23 protein-coding genes are annotated in these 20274 nt (G+C 37.6%); 10 read left to right on the top strand and 13 right to left on the bottom strand.

Annotated features, from left to right (window positions below):
* Positions 1–22: 22 nt before the first annotated feature.
* The 7 genes from scpA (at position 23) to CRS_RS16670 (ending at position 7536) form a co-directional block, all read left to right on the top strand.
* Entirely contained in the window at positions 23–2143 is a 2121-nt protein-coding gene (gene scpA / locus CRS_RS16700; protein ID WP_142725153.1) for a methylmalonyl-CoA mutase, read from the top strand.
* Positions 2144–2185: 42 nt separating this feature from the next.
* On the top strand, positions 2186–3172 hold the full coding sequence (locus tag CRS_RS16695) for a M28 family peptidase (protein WP_142725152.1): 987 nt from the start codon (positions 2186–2188) through the stop codon (positions 3170–3172).
* A 397-nt stretch (positions 3173–3569) separates the two neighbouring features.
* A complete protein-coding gene (locus CRS_RS16690; RefSeq protein ID WP_142725151.1) occupies positions 3570–4304 on the top strand; it encodes a hypothetical protein in 735 nt (244 codons plus the stop codon).
* Between the two features lie 27 nt (positions 4305–4331).
* A complete protein-coding gene (locus CRS_RS16685) occupies positions 4332–5723 on the top strand; it encodes an RtcB family protein (protein WP_142725150.1) in 1392 nt (463 codons plus the stop codon).
* Between the two features lie 73 nt (positions 5724–5796).
* Positions 5797–6342 (top strand): hypothetical protein, encoded by a 546-nt coding sequence (locus CRS_RS16680; protein WP_142725149.1) that lies wholly within the window; start codon positions 5797–5799, stop codon positions 6340–6342.
* A gap of 2 nt (positions 6343–6344) precedes the next feature.
* Positions 6345–7043, top strand: coding sequence for a peptide chain release factor H (gene prfH / locus CRS_RS16675; RefSeq protein ID WP_142725148.1), 699 nt, complete (start codon positions 6345–6347; stop codon positions 7041–7043).
* Positions 7030–7536 carry a hypothetical protein gene (locus CRS_RS16670; RefSeq protein ID WP_142725147.1) on the top strand — a complete coding sequence of 169 codons (507 nt, stop codon included), beginning with the start codon at positions 7030–7032 and terminating at the stop codon, positions 7534–7536. The genes prfH and CRS_RS16670 overlap by 14 nt, the downstream gene beginning before the upstream one ends.
* 50 nt (positions 7537–7586) lie before the next feature.
* On the opposite strand, the gene CRS_RS16665 is transcribed toward CRS_RS16670, so the two are convergent.
* Positions 7587–7874, bottom strand: a complete 288-nt coding sequence (locus CRS_RS16665; protein WP_142725146.1) for a c-type cytochrome — start codon at positions 7872–7874, stop codon at positions 7587–7589.
* Positions 7875–7892: 18 nt separating this feature from the next.
* Positions 7893–8186, bottom strand: coding sequence for a cytochrome c (locus CRS_RS16660; protein WP_142725145.1), 294 nt, complete (start codon positions 8184–8186; stop codon positions 7893–7895).
* A gap of 198 nt (positions 8187–8384) precedes the next feature.
* Here CRS_RS16660 and meaB point away from each other — a divergent pair, with 198 nt between their 5' ends.
* A complete protein-coding gene (gene meaB / locus CRS_RS16655; RefSeq protein WP_142725144.1) occupies positions 8385–9377 on the top strand; it encodes a methylmalonyl Co-A mutase-associated GTPase MeaB in 993 nt (330 codons plus the stop codon).
* On the opposite strand, the gene CRS_RS16650 is transcribed toward meaB, so the two are convergent.
* Positions 9374–9922, bottom strand: coding sequence for a DUF4251 domain-containing protein (locus CRS_RS16650; protein WP_142725143.1), 549 nt, complete (start codon positions 9920–9922; stop codon positions 9374–9376). The two genes, meaB and CRS_RS16650, sit on opposite strands and share 4 nt — an antisense overlap.
* A gap of 105 nt (positions 9923–10027) precedes the next feature.
* Between CRS_RS16650 and CRS_RS16645 the strand changes: the two genes are divergently transcribed.
* Both CRS_RS16645 and CRS_RS16640 read left to right on the top strand, forming a co-directional pair.
* On the top strand, positions 10028–10834 hold the full coding sequence (locus CRS_RS16645; RefSeq protein ID WP_142725142.1) for a M48 family metallopeptidase: 807 nt from the start codon (positions 10028–10030) through the stop codon (positions 10832–10834).
* 86 nt (positions 10835–10920) lie between these two features.
* Positions 10921–11232, top strand: coding sequence for a hypothetical protein (locus CRS_RS16640; protein ID WP_142725141.1), 312 nt, complete (start codon positions 10921–10923; stop codon positions 11230–11232).
* Between the two features lie 37 nt (positions 11233–11269).
* On the opposite strand, the gene CRS_RS16635 is transcribed toward CRS_RS16640, so the two are convergent.
* The 10 genes from CRS_RS16635 to CRS_RS16590 form a co-directional block, all read right to left on the bottom strand.
* Positions 11270–11881, bottom strand: a complete 612-nt coding sequence (locus tag CRS_RS16635; RefSeq protein WP_142725140.1) for an outer membrane beta-barrel protein — start codon at positions 11879–11881, stop codon at positions 11270–11272.
* The gene (locus tag CRS_RS16630; RefSeq protein WP_142725139.1) at positions 11865–12674 is read right to left on the bottom strand and encodes an ABC transporter ATP-binding protein; all 810 of its coding nucleotides are present in this window, start codon (positions 12672–12674) and stop codon (positions 11865–11867) included. The genes CRS_RS16635 and CRS_RS16630 overlap by 17 nt, the downstream gene beginning before the upstream one ends.
* Positions 12674–13426, bottom strand: coding sequence for an ABC transporter permease (locus CRS_RS16625; RefSeq protein WP_142725138.1), 753 nt, complete (start codon positions 13424–13426; stop codon positions 12674–12676). The genes CRS_RS16630 and CRS_RS16625 overlap by 1 nt, the downstream gene beginning before the upstream one ends.
* Before the next feature lie 96 nt (positions 13427–13522).
* A complete protein-coding gene (locus tag CRS_RS16620; protein ID WP_142725137.1) occupies positions 13523–14893 on the bottom strand; it encodes an exopolysaccharide biosynthesis polyprenyl glycosylphosphotransferase in 1371 nt (456 codons plus the stop codon).
* Between the two features lie 43 nt (positions 14894–14936).
* The gene (locus CRS_RS16615) at positions 14937–15566 is read right to left on the bottom strand and encodes a 7-carboxy-7-deazaguanine synthase QueE (protein ID WP_142725136.1); all 630 of its coding nucleotides are present in this window, start codon (positions 15564–15566) and stop codon (positions 14937–14939) included.
* Between the two features lie 8 nt (positions 15567–15574).
* The gene (locus CRS_RS16610; protein ID WP_002983915.1) at positions 15575–16459 is read right to left on the bottom strand and encodes a bifunctional 5,10-methylenetetrahydrofolate dehydrogenase/5,10-methenyltetrahydrofolate cyclohydrolase; all 885 of its coding nucleotides are present in this window, start codon (positions 16457–16459) and stop codon (positions 15575–15577) included.
* Positions 16460–16479: 20 nt separating this feature from the next.
* Positions 16480–17304: a class I SAM-dependent methyltransferase gene (locus CRS_RS16605; RefSeq protein ID WP_142725135.1), complete on the bottom strand. Its 825-nt coding sequence runs from the start codon at positions 17302–17304 to the stop codon at positions 16480–16482.
* A gap of 3 nt (positions 17305–17307) precedes the next feature.
* Positions 17308–18948, bottom strand: coding sequence for a glucose-6-phosphate isomerase (pgi, locus tag CRS_RS16600; RefSeq protein WP_142725134.1), 1641 nt, complete (start codon positions 18946–18948; stop codon positions 17308–17310).
* 205 nt (positions 18949–19153) lie between these two features.
* The gene (locus CRS_RS16595) at positions 19154–19759 is read right to left on the bottom strand and encodes a hypothetical protein (RefSeq protein WP_142725133.1); all 606 of its coding nucleotides are present in this window, start codon (positions 19757–19759) and stop codon (positions 19154–19156) included.
* The gene (locus tag CRS_RS16590) at positions 19749–20258 is read right to left on the bottom strand and encodes an RNA polymerase sigma factor (RefSeq protein WP_142725132.1); all 510 of its coding nucleotides are present in this window, start codon (positions 20256–20258) and stop codon (positions 19749–19751) included. Before CRS_RS16590 ends, CRS_RS16595 begins: the two co-directional genes overlap by 11 nt.
* Positions 20259–20274 lie beyond the last annotated feature (16 nt).

Genomic DNA, 20274 nt, shown 5'->3' with positions numbered 1-20274 from the left:
TACGGGGACAAAAATAATTGGAATGCGAAAGACAATTTCTGTGAAAAAACCGGATTTTAGTGTATCACCTCATGAAAAAGAGATTTATAACTTTGAAAAAGACGGGCTTGAACTCAAATCATCCTATGAGAAAAAAGATGTTAAAGATGAATCCTTAACGCAGACTTCTCCGGGAATTGAGCCCTATCTGAGAGGACCATATTCTACGATGTATGTACAGAAACCCTGGACGATCCGCCAATATGCCGGATTTTCTACTGCTGAAGAATCCAATGCTTTTTACAGAAGAAACCTTGCTGCCGGTCAGAAAGGACTTTCAGTCGCATTTGATTTAGCAACGCACAGAGGGTATGACTCTGATCACTCAAGAGTGGTAGGAGACGTAGGAAAAGCGGGGGTTGCCATTGATTCAGTGGAAGACATGAAAATTCTTTTCAATGAAATTCCGTTAGACCAGATTTCAGTATCTATGACCATGAATGGTGCTGTACTTCCTATTTTGTCTTTCTACATCGTAGCTGCAGAAGAGCAGGGTGTAAAGCAGGAGCAGCTTTCAGGAACCATTCAAAATGATATTCTGAAAGAATTCATGGTAAGGAATACCTATATTTATCCGCCGGCACCTTCCATGAAGATCATTGCAGATATTTTTGAATATACTTCGCAAAACATTCCAAAATTCAATTCTATCTCTATTTCCGGATACCATATGCAGGAAGCTGGTGCTACTCCAGTGCTCGAAATGGCTTACACTCTGGCAGACGGTCTTGAATATGTGAGAACCGGAATCAAAGCAGGAATGAATGTTGATGATTTCGCACCAAGGTTATCATTCTTCTGGGCAATCGGGATGAACCATTTCATGGAAATAGCTAAAATGCGTGCTGCAAGATACATCTGGGCAACTCTTTTGAAACAGTTTAATCCTCAGAATCCAAAATCTCTGGCATTGAGAACACACTCTCAGACTTCAGGATGGTCTCTGACAGAGCAGGAACCTTTTAATAATATTACAAGAACAGCTATTGAAGCTTTATCTTCAGCATTAGGAGGAACGCAGTCCCTCCATACCAATGCCCTGGATGAAGCTATTGCGCTACCTACAGACTATTCGGCAAAGATTGCAAGAAATACACAGATCATTCTTCAGCAGGAAAGCGGAATATGTGATGTGGTAGATCCTATGGGCGGAAGTAATCTTGTAGAAAGCCTTACCCAGCAGATGATTGAAGAAGCAATGAGATACATCGATGAGGTAGAACAGGAAGGAGGAATGACCAAGGCTATCGAAGCCGGAATTCCGAAAATGAGAATTGAGGAAGCTGCCGCTAAAAAACAGGCTAAAATTGATAGCGGAGAAGAGTTTATTATCGGTGTGAATTCATTCAAATCCTCACTGAAGCAGGACCAGATAGAAATTTTAGATATTGACAACACAGAAGTTCGAAGAAAACAGATCGAAAGGCTGAATACGATTAAAACAGAAAGAGATCCTGAAGCCGTTGAGCAGATCCTGAATGAGATCCGTGAAAGCGCAAAAACAGGAAAAGGAAATCTTCTGGCATTATGCATCGAAGCGGCAAGAAGGAGAGTTACTCTTGGTGAGATGAGTGATGCTATGGAAGAAACCTTTGGAAGATACAAAGCTAATATTAAAACAATCTCTGGGGTATACGCAATGAATGCCGGTAAAAACGAATATTTTGAAAAAGCTCTTCATCTGACTCAGAAATTTGAAGAAGAGGAAGGACGCCGTCCAAGATTAATGGTTGCTAAAATGGGACAGGATGGGCACGACAGGGGAGCTAAAGTGGTAGCAACAGCATTTGCAGATATGGGATTTGACGTAGATGTGGCTCCGTTGTTCCAGACACCGGAGGAAGTAGCTAAACAGGCTGTAGAAAATGATATCCACATTTTAGGAGTATCTTCATTGGCTGCAGGACACAAAACATTGGTGCCGCAGGTTGTGGAAGAATTATCCAAATTGGGAGCAGATGATATTACCATTGTTGTAGGAGGTGTAATTCCACAGCAGGATTATGAATTCCTGTATGCTAACGGTGCAGACTTTATTTTCGGACCTGGAACCAATCTTCCGAAATGTGCCGTAGAAATTCTGGAAAGATTTTTAGAGAAATAAATAGAAAAGTTTTAATTTCAGCACGGAAATTAAAACATAACTATGAATCTGAAAAAAATTATAAAGCCTACGAGGAAAAAAATACTTCTTCTCGTAGGCTTATTTATTGTTATATGTTTCTTTCTGGTAGGTTCGGGGAAGAATAATCTATCAGCACAAAGCTCTCCGGTTGTAGCAGACACCGTTTTGGTAAAAAAGCATTTAACAGCACTTACCCAAACTCCACAATTCAGGAATCATAAAAATATTGATCAGCTTAATGCCGTTGCAGACTACATTCATCAAACCTTTGCTGCTTATGGTGACAGTACCTCTTTTCAGGAATATAAAGTAGACGGAAAAGTCTACAAAAACGTCATTACTTCCTTCGGGACAGAAAATACCAAAAGGATTATTATTGGAGCGCATTATGATGTTTGCGGAGACCAGCAGGGAGCAGACGACAACGCAACCGGAGTTACTGCCCTCCTGGAACTGGCAAGAATGCTGAAAGGGCAGAAGCTGAAGTACAGGGTAGATCTAGTTGCGTACACGTTGGAAGAACCACCTTATTTCAGAACAGAAAATATGGGAAGCTATGTCCATGCAAAATATTTAAAGGATAACAAGATCGACGTGTATGGAATGGGCAGTGTAGAAATGATAGGTTATTTCCGTGACGAAAAAGGTTCTCAGGGTTTTCCTATAGGGTTTCTTTCTTGGTTCTATGGCGATAAAGGAGATTTTATTACTTTGGTCAAAAAATTCAGTGGCGCAGGTCCGTTTGTAAAAAATTTCATTGAAAATTTTAAAGGGTCAGAACAGATAAAAACAGAAACTTTCTCAGCCCCCAAATTTGTGGCAGGAATGGATTTTTCTGATCATCTTAACTATTGGAATTTTGATTTTCCTGCACTTATGATCACTGATTCTTCCTTCTTCAGAAATAAAAACTATCACGAACCCACTGACACTCTGGAAACGCTGGATACCAATAGGATGACAAAAGTTATAGACGCTATATTTCTCAGCATTATTCACCTTAAGTGAAAAAAATAATTTTGATTATCAGAAAAATGTATATATTTGCACCTGAAAATCAAGTTTAACAATTAAAAACAACGAAGCAATGTTCAGAACAAATCAGAATTCTACAGTTGGATTACCGCTTATGGTGGTAAGGCTTCGCGGTTTGGTACATTCTTAGAATAACAGTACAATGAAATATCAGAACCCGAAGTCGTAGAGATTTCGGGTTTTTTATTGCGCAATATTTCAAACTTCAAGTTTTCCCGAAATCTTTTTTAGTGTCATTAAAGGCAAAATAGGATGAGAAATATTCCTCAGAACTATTTCGTCTATTATTAATTCATTCAACTGATATTTTAGTTGATTAAAAGCTGTGCGAGATAAAAAATTAAGATCTCACATCAGGCTTGTGTGAACAATGGAAAATAATAACCTTCTGTTTTCCCGGCTGAGAAGCATGAGAAGCAGAAAAAGAGCAATTAGAAAAGATGTAGAAAAGCAGATAAGAAAACAATACAAACGTAGTAGAGAACTCTGGAAAATAAGAAGAAATCTTCCGTTGATTCCATTAGATAAACCTTATCAAAAAGGATTTGTAAGATTCTTTGTAGTGAGGGATGATGTAAAGCAATCCAAAGATGGAGATTTTTTCGAAGGAATTTTAAAGAAGATCAATACCTATTCGTATTCTGAAAACCGCAAGTTTCTCAAAAAGAAAAGAAAGTTCGGAAGAAAGATATATGTAGAAAGAGAACAGAAGCTCAGGTATATCACTTCATTTTCCTGGAATGATCCGAAATTGGGGCTTACCGACAGAGAAAGACAATACTTTGAAAAGAAAGAAGACTATTGCCCTGTTCGTAAGATATTCGGAACCTACTATAAATTCACTGAACCGTGGAGATTTACTCTGAGAGTAAAACCCAACATGATTACTCATTACAAACCCTTGGATCTGGAGCTGGAAAAAGAATATGCAGTGCTGGATTCCTATTTGGGAGAGTATAAGGTTATAGGGATTATGAACAAGACTATTTTATGTAAGTCAAATCCATGGAAAGAAACGTATCAAAGAAAACTTATCAAAAGCAGGAAATATGTGACCTGCACAATGTCTGCAACAGAGATTGCAGAAAGCTTACAGGACGAATAAGTCCAACTGTTATTTAAAACAAAAACAATGGGAAATTTAAAACTAAAAGGAAAAGATATATTAAAACTGGGCTATCCAAATAACCAAAGCGTAAACGTAGCATTGGAAGTCATGAAAAGAAATTTTGCAACGAAGAATATTCACCACGTAAAATCTCTTTTAAAGGAAATCCTGTTGAATCCGGAAGAATTTGAAAAAGATCTCACCTTCGGACAGATTGCAGAAACCCTGCTTTCATCCAAAAAAACTGAAAAGCGGATGCTGAATTCCCAGCGGGCTTCATTTCAGATTTTTGGTACTAATATCTCAGAAGAGGCAAAAAATCAGCTGTATACTGCTTTGAAACTGCCTGTTTCTACTCAGGGAGCATTAATGCCGGATGCCCACAGCGGCTACGGACTTCCCATAGGAGGAGTGCTGGCAGTAGAAAATGCGGTAATCCCTTACGGTGTAGGTATGGATATTGGCTGCAGAATGAGCCTTAGTATTTTGGATACACCGGTTTCTTATCTTGAAGGAGCAAGGGATAAGTATGAAAAAGCGCTTGCTGAGCATACAAAATTCGGGATGTATGAAACGCATAAATCTCACATAGATCATGAGATTTTCGACAGGGATACATTTGATATGATTCCAATCTTAAGAAGATTAAAAGGAAAAGCGATCAAACAGATGGGGTCCTCGGGCGGCGGAAACCACTTTGTAGAATTCGGGGAAGTGGAAATCACTGAAGAAGACGAACAAATTGGCCTGCCAAAAGGAAAATATCTGGGGATTCTTTCTCATAGCGGCTCAAGAGGATTGGGAGCAGAGATTGCCCAATATTACTCAAGAATGGCTGTAGAACAGTGCCCGTTGCCAAAAGAAGCTCAAAATTTCGCATGGCTGGATCTGAGTACTCATCTGGGACTGGAATACTGGACCGCAATGAATCTCGCCGGAGATTATGCTTCAGCCTGTCATGATGATATTCACAGAAGGCTCGTTAAAGCGGTTGGTGGAAGAGTAAAAGCCAGAATTGAGAACCATCACAATTTTGCATGGAAGGAAATCCATAATGGAAAAGAAGTGATTGTTCACCGCAAAGGAGCAACGCCTGCCAATGAAAATGAACTGGGCATGATTCCGGGGTCTATGACGGCAAAAGGATTTATTGTTCGCGGAAAAGGAAACCCCGAATCCCTTAACTCAGCATCGCATGGAGCGGGCAGAGCCCATTCAAGAGGAGAATGCAGAAACCTTTTCACTCAGCATGATATCAAAAAAGAACTGAAACTGAAAAATGTCACACTGATGGGCGGAAATGCAGAAGAAGCACCAATGGCCTACAAAGACATTAATGAAGTGATGAATGCACAGAGTGAACTGGTAGATATCCTGGGAACATTTCAGCCGAGAATTGTGAGAATGGACAGGTAGCCAACCTGATATTTTACAACCTTACAGGTTTCAAAAACCTGTAAGGTTTAATAAATAAAATATTTAAAAAAAAATGGGAGCACCACATAACATAAAAAGATACGGTGAAGTCTGGCCGGAATTCAGAATCCGGTTAGGGCTTGAAATTTTAGATAAATTAAGAGATAAAGTCATTTTATCAGGTGGCTGGGCATGGCATTTTATGTCAGAAACAGGACATATGGAATATAAACATGCCCATGACCATAAGGATATTGATGTTTTTGTAAAGAAAGAAAATATAGCAGACGTAGTGATCATTCTTCAGAAGGAAGGATTTCAGAAAGTCTGGACCCGGTATGATCATTTGCCCAGTGAGGAAAACTTTCGCAGATATGAAAAAACAGTTGAGCTGGAAAATGAAAAATTTCACAGAATTACCATTGACTTCTTTGAAAAAGATGATCTTGAAACAGTTGAAGCCAATGATTTTACCGTTGTGAGACCTGATATTTTACTTTCATTTTACAGAAATATTCACTCCAGTGACAAATGCTGGGCAGTAATGGCCGCAAAAGATTTATTACAAAAAGGGATAGATCCGGTGGGGCACCCTTTATTAAGTAAAATGCCAATATAAAAATGGAAAAATTAATACAGATCACTTCAGGAAGAGGTCCTTTGGAATGCCAGTGGGTAGTAGCCAGGGTTTTGAAGACCTTTCTTGAAGAGGCAAAACAAAATACAATAGAATACGAAATCATTCATCGTGAAAACGGTGATGAAAACCTGACATTAAAATCTGTGACTATCCTTTTGAAAGGAAAAGAAATAAATCTTTTCTTAAAAAACTGGCTGGGAAGTGTTTGCTGGATAGGGAAGAGTACATTCAGGAAACTGCATAAAAGAAGCAATTGGTTTATTGGAATTTTTGAATTGGAAAATATAAAAATGATCGATTTCAATGAAAAAGATATCCGGTTTCAGACTGCGAGAAGCCAGGGAAGTGGAGGGCAAAATGTAAATAAGGTGAATACTGCCGTGCGTGCTACCCATATTCCCACTAAGGAAACTGTTTTTGTACAGGATTCCCGTTCGCAGCTGGAAAATAAAAAACGTTCCGTTATCAGACTCAAAGAAAAGGTAATGGCTGCCTATCTGCAAAATTTGGAAAGAAACCTGAAAGAAACCTGGTCTCTTCAGATGCAGATAGAGCGTGGGAATCCGGTTCGTACATTCTCAGGAACAGATTTTAAAAAGAATTATGAAGACAGGACATTCAAAAAACAAAGGAATGCCTTGAAAAATGAACTTAAAAACTACAGAAATGACCTTAACTAAAAGTAAATATTATTTTGAAGCGCTGGACTACTTTCCTTTCAACCTTGCGGAGTGCATGGATGCGCTGAACTATGCCTTATCCTACGAACCGGAAGATGCAGACAGCCTTTGTCTGATGGGAAGAGTATATTCAGAAGAATTGAAGGATTATGAAACGGCTAAGAAGTACTTTGATGAAGCAATGCAGAATAACATTGGAAATGTAAATACTCCAAAATATTATATTGAGTGTCTCCTGAATAATGAAGATTATAAAGAAGCAGAGAAACTGATTGAATTTGCTCTAAAGCTGAAAGGAATTGACAGATCGGAAATTCTCAACTGCCTGTCGCTTCTGCAGGAAAGAAACTTTGAGTACAAAAAAGCTTTAGCAACCCTTAAAGAGGCCAAAAAGTTTGCTTACAGCCGTGCTGCTCTTGAATTCATTGAAGATAGAGAAAAATTAATCAAATCAAAGACAACCAGAACAGGAACTGTAAAAAAGACAGAATAATCTGTTTTAACCTGATATCATTAAAGGAAAATAAGCTTTCAATTGAAAGCTTATTTTTTATTTACGGAAATCAGATAATCGTATACCATTTGATGTTGGTCATCCGTCAGCTTAGCCTTTGGAGCCATCCTGCTTAAGGTGTTGATCCATCCTTTGTCATCATGCTTGGTTGGTTCCGGCAGTTTATGACATTTTGCGCAGGAATTTTCAAAAATGGTTTTTCCTTGTGCCAATTGCTCTGATGAGGTATACTTTGGCCCTGTTACAGCCACACTTTTTGGTCCGCATGATACCAGAAATGCTGATGTTGCGATACCGGCTAAGATGATTTTTTTCATACTATTTTTGTTTGTTGATTACTTCTTCACAGAAACAATATAGTCATAAACCCATTGATGCTGTTCATCCGTCAGTTTAGCTTTTGGCGCCATCGAATTCATGATTCCTACCCATTTTACAGGACTGTGTGAAGCAGGATCCGGTAATTTATGACATCTTCCGCAGGAATTTTCAAAAATAGTTTTCCCCTGAGCAATCTGTTCCGCAGTAGAACCTGAAGCTCCTGCAGCAGCAGTAGATGTAGCAGCTTTCGGCGTACAGGAAACCAGCAGGATAGCAGTTAACGAAGCCGCAGCGATGAGTTTTTTCATGTTTCTTTTTTTGATATATAACAAATGTAATAAATTCCTTAAGCCTTTGATGCAGGGTGCTGTAGTTTTAATTTAGAAGAAATAAAAATTACCTTGATAAAAAATTGTTAACATCAGATCAGGACAATTTACGCCTTTTGCCTTATCAATATAAGACGGCTATTGACCATTCCCATTTTAATTATTAATTTTGAATCAATGAAATTTTCTACAGAAGAGTTAATAGAAGGAATACAGTCAGGAAACAAACGCCTGATTGCAAAAGCTATTACATTGGTTGAAAGTAAAAAAGCAGAACACAGGGTACAGGCAGAGGAACTTTTGAAGAAGATCATGCCCTTTACCGGAAACTCTGTGAGGGTAGGAGTCACCGGAGTTCCGGGAGCCGGAAAATCCACTTTTATAGAAAATTTTGGAAGGTTGGCTATTGCTCAGGGAAAAAAAGTAGCTGTTTTGGCTATTGATCCCAGCTCGGCAATCAACAAAGGAAGTATTCTAGGGGATAAAACCAGAATGGAAGAGCTTGCCAAAGAAGTAAATGCCTTTATACGTCCTTCCCCAAGTTCAGGCTTTTTGGGTGGAGTAGCCAATACTACTTTTGAAACCATGATGATCTGTGAGGCCGCAGGATATGATTACATTTTAATAGAAACAGTAGGAGTAGGACAATCGGAAGTACTCGTGGCGGATATTACTGATTTTTTCTTATTCCTTAAAATCATTGGAGGTGGAGATGAACTTCAGGGTATAAAGCGCGGCATTATGGAAATGGTAGACGTTATTTTCATCAACAAGGTAGACCAGGATAATCTTCAGAAAGCAAAAAATACAAGGCTTGAATTAAAAAGAGCTTTGGACTTTATTCCTCCTAAGGAAAAAGGCTGGAAAATCCCTGTTCTGCTGGGCTCGGCCCTTCATAATGAAGGCTTGCAGGAGGTTTATGATAAAATATTTGAATTTATTGATCTGAAAAAGAAAAGCGGCCGTTTTGAAGAAATCCGCGTCCAGCAGGCTGAAAAACGTTTTGAATACTGGGTTCAGGAATATATTTTATCATTGATGAAAAAAGACAATTCTTTGGAAGAGGCTTATGATATGCACAAAAAAAATGCTTCAGCAATGATCTCTAATCCAAGTACTGAAGCAAAATTATTTGTTGAAAAATTTTTATCGGGAAAAAAGAGTGACTAAGGTTTTTCTTTTTCCTTTTTTTCCTGCATTTTTGAAATATATCCGTCGTAGCTAATCGGTTGCCTGTCATTACTTCTCATAGAAACTAAAGCTTTACCGTTTTTAAAAATTTCTATATTGATCTGATCCACATTTCTTGTATCATTAGGCTTGAACTTTAATGTCCAGGTTCCTTTTTTATTCTGAGTTTTCGTTACGGTGAAATCTTTTGAAGTAAATCTATAGCTGTTATCACTTGTATTTCCGTATGTTGGATTGAACAGTCTTCCGAAATAAGGCAACACTACATCAAGCGTATTTTTGCTGACATCAATGGTATAATCTCCGCTCAGGTTAAGTATTCTGGTGGCAGTAGCGTTAGGCATTGAATTCAAAACATTGATAACATCATAATTCGTAGGATTGGCTCTTTCTGCATGGAAGGTAAATTCCTGAGAACTTACTAAAGTGTCCACGGTTTTCGGATCTAATGAACCTTGTGACGCACAGCTCTGAAAAAAGAACAGGAATCCAAAAATCATCAGCAAAGAAATATACTTTTTCATAATGATATAATTATTAAATTTAAACAGCAAAATGTATGCAAATATATTCTTTCTGGAATATTTTGGAATAAAAATTGTTAAGGTTGAATTATTAACACTCAAACTATGAAAGTTACACATCTATTAGGAATAGGAGCTATTGCTCTGTCGGCCGTTGCCTGTACTACAAACCCGATTACGGGAAGATCTTCTTTACAGCTGGCCAACAATTCAGAAATTTTAACAATGTCTTCACAGGAATACAGAACGACATTGTCCAAAGGTAAAGTTATTACCGGTACAGCAGATGCAAAAAGAGTGGTAAATGTAGGAAACAGAATTAAAAGTGCTGCGGAAAGATATTATCAGAGCATAGGAAGATCAGCAGATCTTGCCAACTATAACTGGGAATTTAATCTTCTGCAGAGTAATGAACTCAATGCATGGTGTATGCCTGGAGGTAAAGTAGCAGTATATACAGGAATACTACCGATCACAAAAGATGATAACGGACTTGCCGTCGTGATGGGACATGAGGTTTCCCATGCATTGGCAGGCCATGGAAACGAAAGAATTTCTCAGGCAATGGTAGCTCAGTATGGAGGAGCTATTCTGGGAGGCACCATTTCAAATTCCCAATGGGCCAGTGTTTTCCAGAAGGTTTATCCTATCGGTTCACAAGTCGCTTTATTGAAATATGGAAGAAATCAGGAATCAGAAGCTGATGAAATGGGGCTTTATCTGATGTCTATGGCAGGATATGACCCGAGGGCAGCGATCCCTTTCTGGAACAGAATGGAAGCAGCATCTTCAGGGTCCAGACAACCTGAATTCTTATCTACCCACCCGAATCCTGAAACAAGAATTTCAGATATCAACAAAGATCTTCCCAAAGCTTTGGAATATTATAAGGCTGCAGGAGGAAAACTATAATTAGAATTTTAATCTTGAGTAAGGCCTTATTAAATTTTTAGTAAATTTGGTAAGGCTTTTTTATGTAACCACCTAAACACAATATTATGAAGAGTTTATCAATTACCGGACTTATACTTTTAGCTGTTTCTGCATTACTTTTCTATCTAACGACCGATTTTGCCGTAGAACAAATAAAAATTTCCCACATTATGGGAATGATGGCAGGAGTTGGGATAGGACTTATCATTGGAGGAATGGTGGGGTATGTAAGTAAAGGCAGCGCTATCAGAGCAGAGCAGAAGAAAAAAGAATTCAAGCAGCTGCAGAAAGACAAAGAAGAACTTGAGAAACAGGCTGCAGAAATTGCAAAACGTCAGGCTGAACTTGAAGCACAAAATAAAAACCCTCAAATATAAAATTTGAGGGTTTAAAGTTGTTATTTTCGATATTAAATTAGAATTTATATCCTAAACCTACCATAAACAGGTTGGGTCTGTTATCATATCTGATTTCCGAACCGGAAACTCTGTTGATAAAATTTCTCTGATCTTTACTGAAAGCTCCTTCATATTTTGCATTTACAATAAGCTTTTTGATTTCAAGCTGTGCGCCAAACTGATATCCTACTGTAAAGTCGTTTTTAGCATTTTCTTTGAAATCGTTGTAAGTATTGTCTTTATTCAAGTTAAAACTTCCAACGGGTCCTACAAAAACCCCAAGCATATTCCCCAAAAGGTTATATCCTAAAAGAACCGGAACATCAATACGGTTGCTTTTTACATCAAAAGTAGTATTATCTGTAGTAAACTCATTTTTAAAGTGAGTATAATAGATTTCCGGCATCACAAACAATGAGGTAGGAAGCCCTACTTTTAAGGAAAGCCCAACATTGAAACCTACATTATTTTTACCTGTCCCTTCAATGGCATCATTCACTGTTCCCTTGATGTTGGACCATGATGGAGAGCCTGTAGGAAAAATTAAATTTGCCTTACCTGCCAGAGAGATCTGTGCAGACGCACACATTGAAAACCCTATTAAAGCTATACTAAGTACCTTTTTCATTATCGTCTATTTTTGTATTCTCGATCGTTTTATTATTCTCAAGTAAATATTCTCTCAGTTCTTTAAAGAGCTCTGAAGAATAAACGAAATCAATCAGATTTTTATTGCCTGCTGTGATCAGAATGTCCTTATTACCTTCCCATTCTTTGATTCCTAATCTTAGGTATACAATTTTCTCGCCAATTGTCATTACCGAATTCATATCATGGGTATTGATGATGGTTGTTGTGTTGTATTCTTTTGTGATTTCATACAGAAGATCATCAATTACCTTTGAGGTATATGGATCCAGCCCTGAGTTGGGCTCATCACAGAACAGATATTTAGGATTGTTAACAATGGCCCGTGCAATAGCAACTCTTTTCTGCATTCCTCCTGAGATCTCAGAAGGATATTTTCTTTCTGCTTTATCAAGATGTACTCTTCCTATTACCTCAAAAACCCTTTTCTTTTTTTCTCTGTAAGTAAGGTTGGTAAACATATCGAGAGGGAACATAATATTTTCTTCTACTGTTAAAGAATCAAATAATGCGCTTCCCTGGAATACAGTCCCGATTTCCGAGCGGAGATGCTGTTTTTCATCTCTTGTCATGGTATTGATATCTTTTCCATCAAACAGGATTTCTCCTGATGAAGGCATGTATACATTCAATAAACTTTTAAGAAAAACCGTTTTTCCCGAACCACTCTGCCCAATGATCAAGTTTACTTTTCCTTTATCAAATGAAGTTGAAATTCCCTTAAGTACTTCAACATCTCCAAAACTTTTCTTAAGATCTTTTACCTCAATCATCAGCTTAATATTAATTGGGTTAAAATTAATTCGGAAATGATAATGAATACCATTGTCCATACTACAGCCTGTGTACTGGCTCTACCTACTTCAAGTGAGCCTCCTTTCACATTATATCCGAAATAAGAAGGTACTGTGGCAATGATGAAGGCAAAAACGATTGTTTTGACAAATGCATAATAGATGAACAGATTGGGCATATACATTTGAATTCCTACGATATAGTCGTTCTCGGTCCAGTTTCCGGTCAGAATTCCGGCAATATATCCTCCGCCAATACCAAATACGATACTGATGGCGATAAGTAGCGGATTAAAGAGCATACAGGCAGCAATTTTAGGGAGAATCAAAAAATTGGGGGAGTTGACTCCCATGATATCCAGTGCATCAATCTGTTCGGAAACCCTCATCGTTCCAATACTGGATGCAATATAGGATCCTACTTTACCTGCCAGAATCAGACTGATAATAGTTGGTGAAAATTCCAGAACCAATACTGCCTTTGTAGCGTATCCTACAAATGAAGTAGGAATAGGAAATGAAGAAGCATCAAAGTTATTGAACATCTGAATAGCAACTACAGCCCCCACAAATATTGATGTAAAGACTACAAGCCCGAAAGAATTTACTCCCAAATCATTAATTTCTCTCATGAACAGCTTCCAGAAAACCCTCATTTTCTGAGGTTTCTGTAGGGATTTTCCCAAGAGGATAATGTATTCCCCTATCGCTGTGAAAAACTTTTTTAACATACTGCTAAATTAGACTTTTTTATTTAATTGGGCTAGAGTCAGGGATAAGACTCAAGCTTGGTTTTTTGTATTAAAATTATATACTTTATCCGGTTTTTACTTGGCATTTTTATCTCCTCCGATAACCAAAAAAATAGTTTTTAAAATTATCACCAGATCCAGTACAAAACTCCAGTTCCTTACATAAAATGTATCTGCCAGCACTCTTTTCTTCATCTCTACCTCCACATCCCCTAAGTCACCACGCAGCCCGTTTACCTGTGCCAATCCCGTAATGCCTGGATTAACCATGCTTCTTAAGCTGTATCTCCCGATCTTTGGTTTATAATAATTATCAACCGACAGCATGTGCGGACGTGGGCCTACCACAGACATGTCACCCTTCAATACATTAATGAACTGTGGAAGTTCATCAAGACTGGTTTTTCTTAAAAACCTACCCACTTTGGTAATCCTGGAGTCATTCAATGATGTGGTTTTGGTGGTAGACTCATCATTGACGATCATTGTTCTGAACTTAATACAATTGAAGACTTCCTCGTGAAAACCATACCTTTTCTGAAGGAAAAAAACCGGGCCTTTGGAAGTTGTTCTGATTAAAATGGCGATGATGGGAAATACCCATGAACATATAAAAATAAGTATAAGGGCAGAAAAGAAGATATCAAATGTTCTTTTCATCAGGTAATTAGAATAATAATCCAGCGGATACCGGGCCTGATTAAGTACCGGCTGAGTCTGTATATATCCAAGGTCATAAAGGAAAAAATCACTTTGTGTGATGCTTGGGATGAGTGAGATATGAATCTTATGATCTTCTGCCAGCTTGAAAATTTCATTCTCAATCCTTTTATCATAAGAATTTTCCATGGATAGAAACAAAGTATGAATTCCGTTTTTTTGCCAGAAAGAAACCAGCTCACTGATATTGAGCTGAGGGTTTTCATATTCAAATATCCGGTATCCATAATCTTTACGGTCGATAAAAATATTTTTAAGAATCTCTATAGAATGAGTGTCTCCAAGAAACATTACATTTCTGTAGTTGGCACCCAGGGATCGTAAATATTTGATCGAAAAATAGATCAGTGACTTTGCCAGAAATATGAAAATAAAAAGATAAAGTGAGAGCCAGTAAATATCCGAATTGAAAAATACATTCTTACTTACCTTTCCTATAAGCAGAACGCCAAGTATAAAAAATAGAAAATGAATTAAAAGGCGTTCAAGAAACAGGGTATAGGTGAGATTCCTCGGAATATTGTATATTTTTGTTCTGCCGCTCAAAAGCACCCAGAATAAAAATAACAGAATCAAAGAAAAAATATTCTGATACCAGGTTTCTTTATGGTATTTTAAACTTTCGTTTCTGCTTATAAAAAAGAATATAAAGACAGATGCAATAACCATGAGGTCAAGCAACATAATGATCGATTTCAGGTATCTGGAGTATCGAATTCTCTGCATCTATCGGTATTATAGCGGATAAGACCAGCTAATTTACACTTTTTTACGGTATGTTCAGATATTTGTGTGTCTGAACTGAAGCCTGCCATTCCGGATGTTCCAGAATGAAATCTGTGATCTTTGGATACATATCATTTCTTTTGCTCCACTCACTCTGAAGATAAAGTCTACAGTTTTCAGAAACTTTAGCTGCCTGCTCCTGAGCAAACGTAAAATCATGCTGATTGAAAACGATTACTTTAAGTTCATTGGCTTTTTGATAAATCTCTTCTTTAGGAAGTCCTGTTTTCTTAGGTGAAAGTGTAATCCAATCGAGATGCCCGCTCATAGGGTAGGCTCCTGAAGTTTCGATATGAATTGTGCATCCTAACTCTTTCAGTCTGGAGGTCAGTATATCTAAGTTCCACATTAAAGGCTCACCACCGGTCAGCACAATTGTTTTACAGTGTCTGGCTGCTGTTTCTGCAATTTCTGCAGCATTCATCAAAGGATGGAGCTTAGGGTCCCAGCTTTCTTTTACATCGCACCAGTGACATCCTACATCACACCCTCCCAGCCTGATAAAATAGGCTGCTTTTCCGGTATGCGCTCCTTCTCCCTGTAAAGTGTAAAAATGCTCCATGACAGGGAGCATTTTACCTTCTTTTAATAAAATATCTTCTTCTTTATTCATTGTAAAAATTAGTCGTTATAGACCGAAGTTTTGTAAGCAATGATGGTGTTTTTCATCAGCATCGCTCTCGTCATTGGGCCTACTCCTCCAGGTACCGGTGTGATCCAGCTCGCTTTTGCTGCACAGCTGTCAAAATCTACATCACCTGCAAGATAATAGCCTTTCGGAGAATCATTGTCTACTCTTGTGATACCCACGTCAATGATTACTGCTCCTTCCTTGATCATATCTCCTTTTAAGAAGTGAGGATCTCCCAAAGCTGTAATAACGATGTCTGCTTTTTTTGTATATTCTTCGATGTCTTTTGTATAAGAATGGGTAAGGGTAACAGTAGAGTTTCCGGGGAAATCTTTTCTTCCCATAAGGATACTCATCGGTCTTCCTACAATTTTACTTCTTCCGATAATTACACAGTCTTTTCCTTTGGTCTCAATATTATATCTTTCCAATAGTGTTAGAATACCAAAAGGAGTGGCTGGTAAGAAAGTATCCATTTCAAGAGCCATTTTTCCAAAATTTTCAGGATGGAAACCATCCACATCTTTTCTTGGATCAATAGCATTGATGATCTTTTCCTGGTCAATCTGGTCCGGTAAAGGCAACTGTACGATAAACCCATCCACTGCTTTAGATTTATTAAGCTCATCAATTTTTTCCAACAATTCGGATTCGGAAACTGTACTTGGAAATTTGATTAAGCTGGATTGAAATCCTACTTCCTCACAGTCTTTCACTTTAGAGTTTACATAGGCTTTGCTCGCTCCGTTATTTCCTACAAGAATGGCTACCAGATGTGGTGCTCTTCTTTTGCTTTCGAGAATCTTTTCTACTTCAACCTTGATCTCTGCTTTAATTTCCTTGGATACTTTAAGTCCGTCAAGAATTTCTGCCATTTTTACTTTTTTACTTTTATTTAGATTTTATTGAATACAACGATATCCTGAAATTCATCAGCATTTTCTTTATTTACATCATTTCTCCAGAATCCTTCTTTTATAACCGTTACTTTCATCCCGGCATCGTAAGCCATCTGATTGAGCAACGGTAAGCTTACCGCTATATTGGCGGCAGTTACTTTATCATCCATTAATTTATATCCTTCATACTGATGAGGAAAGTACATGCTTCCTTCCTCATTTTTAGAATCATCATACAGAAAGAAAGTAGCCAGACATTGTCCGTTGTTTTTAAGAACCCGGCTTATTTCTTTTAGGTATTGTCTGATCTCCGGGATCTGCATATGGGTGAAGACCGAGAACAGAAAGACTTTATCAAACAGTTCGTTTCCGTAAGGAAATGTAAAATCTTCAGCCTTTTGGCTGTAGGTGTTATACAGATCATTATAAATTGGGGTGAACTTAAAATTGAAATTAGGATACTTTCTGTGAATATGCTTTTCACACCAAACAATTCCTTTTTCAACAGCATCAAAACCATCATAAGTTCCTTTATCAATAAATCCCGTTAAAGCTATAGCCGTTCTTCCTATACCGCATCCAACATCCAGTACATGATCCGTATTGCTGAGTGAAATGTATTTTTTTAATACATTCATCTGCCGGATTCCGTGGGGAATAAAGTCGCTGCTTCCTACATAGATATCACCCTTTTTGGGCTCATTTTTAGCTCTTTTTCCAATAAGTCCTTCATAAAGATCTATAGGGAAGTAAAAAATTTTTCTTCCTAGAAGCCTGAAACCGGGAGGGAGTTTATAATAATATGATCTTAATGCAGACATCTGCTATTTATTTTGTTTATAATAACTAATCAGGCCGTTCGTAGAACTGTCGTGAGAGGTTATTGTTTCATTGTTTTCAAGTTCAGGAAGGATTTTATTGGCTAATACTTTTCCTAATTCCACTCCAAACTGGTCAAAGCTGAAAATATTCCAGATCACTCCCTGTACAAAAATTTTGTGTTCATACAAAGCGATAAGCTGTCCCAGTGAAAACGGAGTTAACTCCTTGAATAGTATTGAGTTGGTAGGGGTGTTTCCATGGAAGACCTTGAAATTGATCAGTCGGTCAATTTCTTCATCTGATTGGCCGGAATTTCTTAGTTCTTCCTCCACTTCTTCTTCCAGTTTTCCGAAGGCAAGTGCTTCAGTCTGAGCGAAAAAATTAGCTAATAATTTATCCTGATGGTCGGAAACTTTATTCGGGCTTTTTGCATAGGCAATAAAATCTGCCGGAATCAATTCAGTTCCCTGATGGATTAATTGATAGAATGCGTGCTGGCCATTCGTGCCTGGCTCTCCCCAGATGATAGGTCCGGTTTCATATTCTACAAATTCACCATTTCTGTCCACACATTTTCCGTTACTTTCCATATCTCCCTGCTGGAAATATGCTGCAAATCTGTCCAGATATTGAGAATAAGGCAGAATTGCATATGTAGTTGCTGCATAAAAATTGCGGTACCAGATTCCTAAAAGCCCCATTAATACAGGGATATTTTCAGAAAATTCTGCAGTCTGGAAGTGTTGGTCAGTATCAAAAGCACCTCTTAGAAGCTGTTCAAAGTTTTCATATCCTACAGAAAGAACAATGCTTAACCCGATGGCACTCCAAAGAGAATATCTTCCGCCTACCCAATCCCAGAACTCGAAAATATTTTCTTCTGCAATCCCGAACTTCTTAACTTCTTCAATATTAGTAGATAAAGCTACAAAATGTTTCGCGACATCCTCCTGTTTTCCTGCTTTCAGGAACCAGTCTTTAGCGGAGTTGGCATTGGTCATTGTTTCCTGAGTGGTAAATGTTTTGGAAGCAATGATGAATAAAGTAGTTTCAGGATTTAAATCCTTCACTACTTCTGCGATATGATTTCCGTCCACATTGGAAACAAAGTGAGCGTTTAATCTTGTTTTAAAATGCTTTAAGGCTGAGCAAACCATTACGGGACCTAAATCTGATCCTCCAATTCCGATATTGACTACATCTGTAATTTCTTTTCCACTGAAACCTTTATGCTCTCCTGAAATTACTTTTTCTGAAAAAGATTTCATATGCTCAAGAACTCTCTTGATCTGCGGTTTGATGTTTTCTCCGTCTACAAGGATCTCACGGTCTGAGAAATCTCTTAATGCAGTGTGTAATACGGCTCTTCCTTCCGTTTCATTGATTTTATCTCCGGAGAACATTTTGGAAATAGCATCTTTTAACTGACATTCTTCAGCCAATTGTAATAAAAGATCTTTTGTTCTTGAGTCAATTAAATTTTTAGAATAATCAAAAAGATAGTTGTCCTTTTGCAGGGAAAACTCGTTAAAACGGTTTGGGTTATACTGGAAAAGAGTTCTAAGATCAAAGTCATTTCCAGCGAAGTGTTCGTCAAGTGCTTTCCAGCTGTTAGTTTGTGTTGGATTTATTTTTGATAGCATATTACAGAATTTTTATCGTTCAGAAAATCATTTATGGATGATATAGCTAACAAACCATAATCATTTATTTCTGATTTGCAAATTTACGGAAAAATAAAACCTCAGATAAATTTGGAGATGATAAATAACGATTTTTTAAAAAAAACAAAACCTCAGAACAGGTCTGAGGTTTTATAATAAGTCTTTTATGAGAGAAGCTCTGCTCTTATTCATCTATTTCGTTCAGGATGTTTTCCAGTTGCCGGGCGCTTCTTCCATAGACATATTTTGTCCATAATACAATACTTATTATGAATCCTAAAGTTCCGATGAGCACTATAATAATTAATCCCAGTTGATAAGAGTCGGTAAATCCTGCTAAAGATTTCCCCTTTTCTTTCATCGTGTTGTAGAAGATCAGTCCTATAGTTAAAAGGACGTGAGGGAGTAATAAAAACCCGAAAGACTGATATCGTTCCATATTCAGACGCAGTTCATGATATATTTTCCAAAGGCTGTTTTTGGTATTTCCTGTGTAAAGTTCTGTCTGTTTGTAAAATTTATAAAATCCAAACAGATAATACGAAGATATAACGACCATCATGGTATAGGATACATAATAAATAATGTACTGTGATGAAGGAAATTTAAACTGAAAAGGGAAGAAAGCGATAAGAATGATGGCAAGAATCTGCATGGGAAATTCTTTTTTCATGTTTTTTTGGATTCTTTCTATAGGGTGTTTGCTTTCCTTTAGCTGTTCTATCGTATCAGGAATGTTGACATGATTGTCTTCTTTATTCCATTGTTCTTTTAATTGATCAAAATTCATAACCTGATTTTTTTATGATTTGCTGTATTTTTTCTTTTGTTCTGTTGAGTTTTACCCGGGCATTACCTTCGCTGAGGCCCAGATTGTTTCCAATCTCCTTATGTGACATTCCTTCCATGAAATAAAATATGACGGCTTTTTCTAATGAATTAAGTTCGTGAACCGCGCTGTAAAAAACTTCCAACTGCCTGTCTTTGGTGGGATTATAATCTTCCTGCTGTAGTTCAAAGTAACTGGGAGCATCCGTTTGATTATCAGATCTTTGTTTTTCTTTTTTCAAAAAAGTAATTGCGGTATTGATTGCAACCCGGTACATCCAGGTGGAGAATTCACTGTTTCCTTTGAAAGTCTGATAAGATTTCCACAGCTGGATAAGAATCTCCTGCTGCAGGTCTTCCCGATCCTCTACAGAATCCGCATAGATTCGCGAGGCTTTGTATAAGATGCCTTTATGCTGGTTGACAAGCTTTAAAAAAGCAGTTTCTGTTGAATTACTCACAATCTTTCATGGTTTG

Origin of the sequence: Chryseobacterium sp. ON_d1, from assembly GCF_006829085.1 — a bacterium.
Classification (GTDB): domain Bacteria; phylum Bacteroidota; class Bacteroidia; order Flavobacteriales; family Weeksellaceae; genus Chryseobacterium.
The sequence above is the reverse complement of the archived record's forward strand: the minus strand, read 5'-3'. Positions and strand labels throughout refer to the sequence as shown.